Origin of the sequence: Streptomyces sp. NPDC047079 (genome assembly GCF_040643755.1) — a bacterium.
In the GTDB taxonomy this organism is placed as follows: Bacteria; Actinomycetota; Actinomycetes; order Streptomycetales; family Streptomycetaceae; genus Streptomyces.
In genome coordinates this window covers 369,936-377,857 of record NZ_JBEYUZ010000005.1, presented here as the reverse complement: position 1 = coordinate 377,857, position 7,922 = coordinate 369,936, and the positions used below count along the sequence as shown (strand labels likewise).

Genomic DNA, 7,922 nt, shown 5'->3' with positions numbered 1-7,922 from the left:
TGGGTCCGGTACGAGAACGGCCGCTATCTGGACGGCTGGTACAACCGGCTCCGGGACGCGTACCTGGCCACGATGGCCGACCTCGGCGTGCACGCCGACATGGAGCCGGCCGACTTCCTGGCCGCAATGGACGGCTACAAGGAGCGCGACCCGCAGCTGGCGATCGTCGTCTCGGCGATCAAGGCGACGGTCAAGGGCGGCCTGGGCAAGCTGCGCGAGCGGCCGCGCGGTGAGGGCTGGCGGCCGGGCGAGTCGTGGCGGGCCCTGTCCCGGCCGACGTGGCGGCCGGACATCCGCGCGGCGGTCATCTCCCGCACGCGCATCAACCTGCACCGGAAAATCGTCAAGCACGCGGCGTTCACCGGTCAGTACCCGATCGCGATCCTGTCCGACTGCGTCGTCTACGCGGCCAACGGCGAATCGCCGCTGGACTTCCTGCCCTACCGCGACGGCAAGCCCCTGCCCGGCGGCTTCAAGCTCGGCATCAACCCCGGCCTGGTCAAGCACGAGGGCACCCAGAGCGTCCTGTGGGGCGAAGAGGTCCGCGAGCGGTTCAACGCCCCGGAACTCAACCTCGCCCGCTACATCAAGGACGGCACCGTCACCGACGCCGACACCGGAGAGTAGGAGAGGGCGATGAGCCTGTTCGGGGACGGCCTGGACACCGCGGTGCAAAAGGCGTTCACCCGCCCGGCGCCCAAGAGCGCGCCCGCGCAGATGCGGTACCTGGTCAAGCAGCTCAAGGGCACCAAGCCGGTCGCCCAGATGCTGCGGATCTCCCAGCGCACCGTCGAACGGTACGTGAAGGACCAGATCAAAAAGCCCCGCCCGGACCTTGCCGCGCGCCTGGAGCGCGAGGTCAAAAAGCGGTGGCAGCCGCAGATCAGGGCCAAGGCCCGGCAGAGGGCGGCCACCACCGGCGGCATCGTCATCGACACCCGCGCCCGGCTCGGCTACGTCGCGCCGATCGGGACGACGGACGAGGACCGCATCCGGCACCTGACCGTCGCCCTACCGCCCCGCTACGCCGCCCGCCTCTTCGACGCCCAGGAGCAGGGGGCCAGCGACCAGCAGCTCCAGCAGATCGCCGCCGACGCGCTCAAGGAGGTCTACTTCCAGGACGGCGGCCGCCGCGCCGGCTCCCTGGAGGAGGTCCACTTCACAGACATCGAGCACCTCGAGTTCGACCTGTAGATCTCCCAGCAGCAAGGGCCCGAACTGCCTTCTTGTGACTGAGCGCTTCAGTTGGCGAGTGAACGCGCGAGTTGGCGACCGGAGCGGGAACGCCGAGGGCCCGGGTGAGCTGGGGGGCGTAGGCATCGAGGAGCGGCGACGCTCGTGTTCACTGCTGTCCCTCCTCGATCTAGTGCGCTTGCGCTGCGGGCCGAGCGGTGAAGGGCCGAGGCGGCTACAAGGTACGACCCGTTATGTCTGGGCCGCCCGGCCGAGGCCCTGCTTGCCAAGGGGGAACCGACGTGTTGTCGAACACAGGGCCAAAACAAGATCGCTCGGTTCCGGTTCATCTGTTAACGTGACTGCGGTTCGGTCGAGCGCTGCTGACCACAGCGTACGCCGGAACGGCGACTTACCGGTGTTGCAAGGGGGAACCCGAAAAAATGTCTGACACCAAGTCAGCAGAGGTGCTTTCCGGCCGCGTGCTTGAGTGGCACAGCGAGGAGGGCTGGGGAGTTCTTGCTTCCGATGCCCTCCCGGACAGGGTGTGGGCACATTATTCGGTCATCCAGGCCGAGGGCTATCGAGAGCTGACCGTTGGCCAGTCCGTCACCTTCTCAGTCGAGCAGGCTGAACAGGACGAGTACTGCTGGCGTGCCGTGTCCGTCTGGCCTGGAGCTGGAGCGCGACGCTCGCCCAACGAGGGCGAGCAGCCCGGCTATTCATCCGACCTGAACATCAGGTTCGATTCCTGACACAGTATCGGTAACCGACCGAATCTCTCGTATCAGCATGCGCAGCAGTGGCGTGGTCCCTGCTGTTGTGCGCTTCAGACAGGAATCTCGTGTCTTCGAAGTCCACGAAAAAGATTGCTGCACTCGGCTCCGCTGCACTGGCCGCAGTTCTCGCTCTGGGTGCCGTGCCCGCTCACGCCGGGACGCAGCATGGCAGCTTCACGTTCAAGGTCTCAGACCCCTCCTACACGAAGACAGACGGCAACGGCACCTTCACCGGGCAGGTGAACATGGCCGGTACCGTCGGGCGCCCCGCTCCCATGGCCTGGTCGTTCCGCACCTCCCCGGCAATACAGGCCATAGCAACAGGTCGAATGACATGCTCGGCCGGCCACATGCAACTGCCCTACCACGACAGTCACGCCAATGTCGGCGTCGACTATTTCTGGCACTCGACAGTCCCCAACAATCGGCGCAACAAGAACTACACGCTTTACGGGAACTGCACGTTTCCCGTAAAGGTCGGCGGCAGGACCGGCAAGGCCGACCTGGGCTTCAGCTTCAACTATTCCCTCTTCGACGGGATCACTCCGTCCATGACTGCGCAGGACAGTGGCAGCACCGAGGACACGCCTTACACCAGCGACCTCAAGATTGCCTATGACTCCTGAGAGGTCGTAACTTCGGTATCCGAGTCGGCTCGTCAGGGCAACTGGCGAGCCGATTCGACTTTTTGGACTGGGATGGTCTTCCCGGATGTGAAAACGGGTAGGTGGCCGAAGATGCAGTGCTGAGAGTTCGGCCGAGCAATTTTGGGCTTGAGCCCTTGGCGCGAGTGACCACGCCCCATGAATCGATGCTCGACTTTGCGCGGGCCTACTGTCCGACGGCAAGCCACTGACGTCCTGGCGCACGCGTACTCGCCAACTGAAGCGCTCAGTCACACTTCTGGGTTCGGGCCCTTGCTGCTGCTCCTGGCTTTGCCGAGCCTGTGGGCAGGAAGTGGGAGTGTCAGACTCCGCTCCTAGGATGCGGCCCGTGGATCGAGACTGGATGCGACAGCGGCTTGAGGCGTTCGACGACCTGGCCCTGCGCTACGAACGAAGTACACGGCCCGGCGACTACATAGGCGATGCGGCGCTGTATGAGCAGCTGCATCGCGCAGAGCCCACGGTCAAGCAGATCTTGCGGCTCCTGGACCCGCAGCTTGCCGAAAAGATCAATCTCGATCAGATGGCAGGCGAAGACATGGCCCGCAACGAGATTCATCGGGGCCTGGGCATTCTGGCCGACATGGACGAATGGGCCGCCCGGCTCGTACCAGATGCACCCACCCTGCCCGCTGATCAGTTCCACCCCTGGGTGTGGGAGCCGGCCGCCCCATTGTGGGGCGCAGAGGCCCGGCAGGACGCCGTCCTGGCTGCTGCCCGCACCGTGAATCGCCGACTCCAGCAGAAGCTGGGGCGCCACGACATCGGCGAGACGGACTTGTGCATGCAGGCCTTCGACATGAAGGAACCTGTCGCAGGGAAACCACGCCTGCGCTTCGACGGCGACCGCAACACACCTACGTGGCGCGCCCGCCAGGAAGGCGCCAAGTACCTCGCGGTCGGCGCCTTCCTCGCCCTGCGGAACGTCGCCGCTCACGAGGATGAGGTGACCTGGACCGAACAGGAGGCGTTGGAGCACTTGGCGACCTTGAGCGTCCTCGCCCGCTGGATCGAGCAGTGCGCTGTGGAGCGCGCCACCTAGACCCAGATCTCGTGTTCGTTGCGGTAGTGCGGCCACGGCCGCCCGGCCTGCCGTGCGGCGAGGACGTGTTTGATGCCCGCAACCCACGAGCCCGGCCGCAGCAGCTCGATCAGGTAGCGGTCCAGTTCGGACCGGCGCATCTGCAGCGTCCAGCCCGGCGTCATCGTCAGGCCCCCCGGCAGTGCTACGGCCCGCAGCTGTTCCTGCTGGTGGATCTCCATGATGACCTCGCCCTGCTGCAGGTCCGCCTTTCCCGGCGGGCGTACCCAGCGTGCGTCCAGGCCGGCCACCTGCAGCAGGCGGGTCAGTAGAGGACCGGAGGTCTCCACGGTGGCCACGGCGTAGTCGCCGATCAGGCGGGCGCAGGCCACGGGATGCAGCGGGTAGTTCGCCCAGGGCACCCGCAGCGGGTCGCGGGCCGTGCTGTCGAGACTGGTGACGTGGATGTTGTGGTCCTCGCGGCCGGCCGCGATCCCTGCCCGTTGCAATGCCGCGTCGACGTTCTGCCGAAGGCGCTCGTTGAACTGCTTCGAGGACAGTCCTTGCTGGGAACATCCGTACTGGTCGATGACGAACAGGGCCCGGCTGCCAGGAACGTCGGTGGCGTATATCCCCTCGTTTGCGGCCCGCTCGAGGGCCTCGCGCAGCACGTCCAGGTGCGTGCGTAGCGGCAGGTTCAGGTCGTAGAGGAGCTCTGAGGCGTTGTCCCCCGGCAGCGGGCCGCCGTCCAGCACCGCCTCGCGGGCCTGGTTGATCCGCCGTAGCTGAGCGCTCTTGGTGTTGTTCGGGTTGGTCTTGATCTCTTCCGTGCGGGGCGGGTGCACTTCGTCCCAGACCGTGATGTCGCCGATGCGCAGGCAGTTGGTCAGGTCGTGCAGGAGCGCGAAGGCACCGTCCTCCTTGAAGGCCCTCTCGACACGTTCGCGTTCCGCCTGCAGCCCTGCCTTGCCGTACATCAGGCCGGGCGAGTCGTTGCGGCACAGAGCGAGGATGAACGGGCGGTGGAAGCCGAAGACCCGCCAGGCCAGCGCGTCACCCACCGAGCGCAGCTGGCGGGCCAGCCGTTCGCACACGTCCTGCTCGAACCGCCAGGTCGCCACGTCGGTGAGGTCCCGGCCCGACTGGGGCTCCGGCGCCTCCGGGTGCGGACCCTTTCCGCTGCGCATCCGCTTGGCGGCACGCTTGAACCCCGCGCGGTCCTTCTCCACCTCCAGCAGGCGAGTGAGCAGGTCCCGCTGGAACTCGACCCCGGCCTCCACCGTCTCGCAGTCGCGGAGCTGCTGAATGAGCTGAGCCAAGACCGGCTGCATCGCCTGATGGCGAGGGTGCACCATCATGTCGTCGGGATCGTAGGCGTCGGCGTCGAACAGGCTCATCCCGCCAGTGTGACGATCACGACGGTTCCCTACCTCCGTTTTCCGCACCGCCGAAGCCATGTTCGAACCCCCTGAGCACGGGATCGAGTTCGGCCGCCGCACCACACAGAGAACACAGCCGAGTTCCGGGGTGCTCCGCCGCGTCCAGCGCCTTGTCCAGGGCCAGCACCGGCGCCCCGGCGGGTGCTTCCTCGCAGTCAACGGCATGGATGATGCGGCGGCCGCGCTCCAGCGTCTGCAGCACCCAGCCCGATGGCCGGCGCGGCCCGAGGATCTCGCGCTCCGCCGGCGGCGGGGGCAACCGTGTCGTGGGGACGTCGTCGTACGAGACGCCGGGCACGGGCTTCACGTGGTCGGGGGCCTTCACCCACACCACGTACCAGGCGGGCTCCACCCGGCCTTCAGGCGTGTTCTGCCAGGCCGGGACGGCCACCTTGTACAGCCAGGCATCCGGGACTTGCTGGCGCTCCTGGAGGCGGCCGGCGACCTCCTGGCCGTCGGGAAGGACCACAGTGATGGGCGGCGGCTCGTGCGGCGTGTCCGCCACGGTTACGCCGCCTCCTGGCCCTCGCCGTCCTCGCGTTCGAGGGCGTGCTTGAGCTGGGACCGGGCATCGGCCCGCTCGGGTGCGGCGACCTCGCCCCAGAAGGCGTGCGTGAGGATCACGGCAGTGAGATCGCGTTCCTTCTCCCGCAGCGCGGCGACCTCCTTCTGCTCCTGCTCCGACCAGCCCGGCGAGTCCGGATACGACCGGGACGTGGCGAGCCAGTAGCCGTCGGGGCGCTCCCAGGCCTCCATCGGTTCCACGGAGTACGGCAGCGTCTTGACCAGCGCTTTCAGGCTGGCGCGCACCTCATTCAGGGCCCGCTGCGCCTCGAGGAGATCGTCGGGATAGGCGTACGTCGTCACGGCCCAACAGTAGTTCGACCCTCCGACAGCGCCGTCCGTACGACGCGGGGGTGTGCTCGCCGTCATCTGTCCACAGGTGACCTGACGGACGCTTCTCCCATGGACGATCAGCACGACTCGCAGCAGCCGACCCCACGCCGGGGCAAGGTCCTGGACGCCCTCGTACGGGCGGAGCGGAAGGTGTTCACCCGGCCCGCGCCGAAATCGGCAAAGGCTCAGATGGAATTCCTCTACACGCGGGCCAAGCGGTCCACGAAGGCCCTCGCCGAACGCCTGGGCGTCTCGACCCGCACCGTGCAGCGCTACCGCGCCGGACAGCTGAAGAAGCCCCACAAGCGCCTCCAAGCCGTGCTCGTCGAGGAAACCGAATCCCAGTGGCAACCGCAGGTCAGAGCACAGGCGAGGGAACGAGCGGCCACCTCCAGCGGGATGATGGTGGAGGTGACGGCCTACTTCGGATTCACCTGCACGGGCAGCTCGGACGACGGCCGCGAGCGCACCATCACCACGCCGATATCACCCACCTACGCCTCCCAGATCCTCCAGATCCAGGAGGCCGGTGCGACGGAGGAGGAGCTGCATCCGATCGTCGCCGAGGCGATCACCGAGTCGTATTTCACGGATTGGGGCACCCGGGCTGACGGGCTGCGCGCTGATTTCACAGACGTTCGGTCGATCGAGTTTCAATTCTGACCCGTCCGGAATTCAGGGCCTGCTATAACCCATATTCGCGGGCCGCCGCACAGCGCTCTGGCGGCGGCCCACACCCAAATCTGCAGACGAATGAGGACCCGATGACCACGCCCTGGTCGCCCCGGCACGATATCCGCCGCCCGATCGCCTCACGCGTCGCCGCGCCCCGCGAGCCGGTCGACCACGCCCGCATCGGCCAGCGCGTCGTGCGCCGCCGCGCGAAGGGCATGGACGCCGCCGCCGTGGCCCGCGCCCTCGAGGAAGCCCGGTTCGATGCGCGCCAGGACTCCCGGCACGAGCACCTGGCCGACGACACGCGCGGCCGGGCGGAGCTGGCGGAGTGGGAGCGAATCGACCAGATGCTCACCGACGCGGCACCGGGCACCGTCTACGACCCCGACGCCGACGACGTCGTCCAGACCGAGCTCGCCGCCGAAGCCGCGGCCGCCGCCCGCGAAGCCGAGCTCCGCGAAGCCGCCCGGATCGCGGCCCGCGCCGACGACCTCCAGGCGCTGCGCGAGCTGGGCACCCTGAAGCAGGCCGAGCCCCGCGAGGGCGACGAAGCCGTCCGCGACGAACTCGCCCGCCGCGCCGGCGGCTACATCCCAGTCGACGTCGACGCCTGACTCGCCCACGCCCTGGCCGCGCACCACGGCCACTACGCCGACCCGGCCGCCCGCGAGACCGCAGCCAGCCTCCTGCCGCAGCCCGTCCTCGCGCACGCCGCGCTGCTGTCCGCGCTCGCCCCCCTGGTCCCCACCGCCGCGCCGGCGAGCTGACGTTCGCGGCCCGGCTCGCCACCGCCCACCCCGAGGCCACCGCCGACCTCGCCGCGCTCCTCACCCGCACCACCGAGCCGGCCGACACCGCAGGGAGCCCGGCATGACCCACGACCAGGAGCCGGAGGTCGTCGCGGTCTGGCACACCGCCAGCGCCATCGGCCGGCACTTCGAGGAGCTGCTCGCCGACGGCACCGTCTACGCGTGGACCGAACCGCCGATCGGTGAGACGTACTACCCCGGCGAGGACGACCCCGACTACAACCCGATCTGCCACTGCCCGCGCACACCACAGGCTTTCTGCATGGAGTGCGCCGGCTGCGCCGACTGCGAGCTGTGCCGGTGCCCCCGCCCGGCCCTCCTGTGATCTCACCCTCTGCAACCTCCCAGGCTCCCAGATCCCCCTGCGAGACCTGTGACAGGTCTGGGAGCCTGAGAGCCAAAAATGCCCGATATACCTGTTACGCCTGTGACATTGGGAGGCCGTTTCCCCAGGCAGACGCGTT

The 7,922-nt window shown here is 68.0% G+C and carries 10 protein-coding genes and 1 pseudogene; 8 read left to right on the top strand and 3 right to left on the bottom strand.

Annotation, left to right across the window (positions count from 1 at the left end):
* From ABZ823_RS11005 to ABZ823_RS10985, 5 genes and pseudogenes are all read left to right on the top strand, one after another.
* Positions 1-627, top strand: a pseudogene (locus tag ABZ823_RS11005) (transcriptional regulator); the annotation flags it as partial.
* Between the two features lie 9 nt (positions 628-636).
* Entirely contained in the window at positions 637-1,194 is a 558-nt protein-coding gene (locus ABZ823_RS11000) for an XRE family transcriptional regulator (RefSeq protein ID WP_361656835.1), read from the top strand.
* Between the two features lie 422 nt (positions 1,195-1,616).
* Positions 1,617-1,928, top strand: a complete 312-nt coding sequence (locus tag ABZ823_RS10995) for a cold shock domain-containing protein (protein ID WP_361656832.1) — start codon at positions 1,617-1,619, stop codon at positions 1,926-1,928.
* Between the two features lie 89 nt (positions 1,929-2,017).
* On the top strand, positions 2,018-2,578 hold the full coding sequence (locus tag ABZ823_RS10990; protein WP_361656829.1) for a hypothetical protein: 561 nt from the start codon (positions 2,018-2,020) through the stop codon (positions 2,576-2,578).
* Between the two features lie 367 nt (positions 2,579-2,945).
* The gene (locus ABZ823_RS10985) at positions 2,946-3,659 is read left to right on the top strand and encodes a TIGR02391 family protein (protein ID WP_361656826.1); all 714 of its coding nucleotides are present in this window, start codon (positions 2,946-2,948) and stop codon (positions 3,657-3,659) included.
* Here ABZ823_RS10985 and ABZ823_RS10980 read toward each other — a convergent pair.
* Genes ABZ823_RS10980 through ABZ823_RS10970 form a run of 3 tightly spaced genes read right to left on the bottom strand, consistent with a single transcriptional unit; the run spans position 3,656 to position 5,944 of the window.
* Complete coding sequence (locus ABZ823_RS10980; RefSeq protein WP_361656823.1) at positions 3,656-5,035, bottom strand: hypothetical protein; 1,380 nt, start codon at positions 5,033-5,035, stop codon at positions 3,656-3,658. The genes ABZ823_RS10985 and ABZ823_RS10980 overlap by 4 nt on opposite strands.
* Before the next feature lie 16 nt (positions 5,036-5,051).
* The gene (locus tag ABZ823_RS10975; RefSeq protein WP_361656820.1) at positions 5,052-5,582 is read right to left on the bottom strand and encodes a DUF6233 domain-containing protein; all 531 of its coding nucleotides are present in this window, start codon (positions 5,580-5,582) and stop codon (positions 5,052-5,054) included.
* Between the two features lie 2 nt (positions 5,583-5,584).
* Positions 5,585-5,944 carry a nucleic acid-binding protein gene (locus tag ABZ823_RS10970; protein ID WP_361656817.1) on the bottom strand — a complete coding sequence of 120 codons (360 nt, stop codon included), beginning with the start codon at positions 5,942-5,944 and terminating at the stop codon, positions 5,585-5,587.
* Between the two features lie 99 nt (positions 5,945-6,043).
* Between ABZ823_RS10970 and ABZ823_RS10965 the strand changes: the two genes are divergently transcribed.
* The 3 genes from ABZ823_RS10965 (at position 6,044) to ABZ823_RS10955 (ending at position 7,783) form a co-directional block, all read left to right on the top strand.
* Positions 6,044-6,637: a terminal protein gene (locus ABZ823_RS10965; RefSeq protein WP_361656815.1), complete on the top strand. Its 594-nt coding sequence runs from the start codon at positions 6,044-6,046 to the stop codon at positions 6,635-6,637.
* A gap of 101 nt (positions 6,638-6,738) precedes the next feature.
* Complete coding sequence (locus ABZ823_RS10960; protein WP_361656812.1) at positions 6,739-7,263, top strand: hypothetical protein; 525 nt, start codon at positions 6,739-6,741, stop codon at positions 7,261-7,263.
* Between the two features lie 256 nt (positions 7,264-7,519).
* Entirely contained in the window at positions 7,520-7,783 is a 264-nt protein-coding gene (locus ABZ823_RS10955) for a hypothetical protein (protein ID WP_361656809.1), read from the top strand.
* Positions 7,784-7,922: the final 139 nt, after the last annotated feature.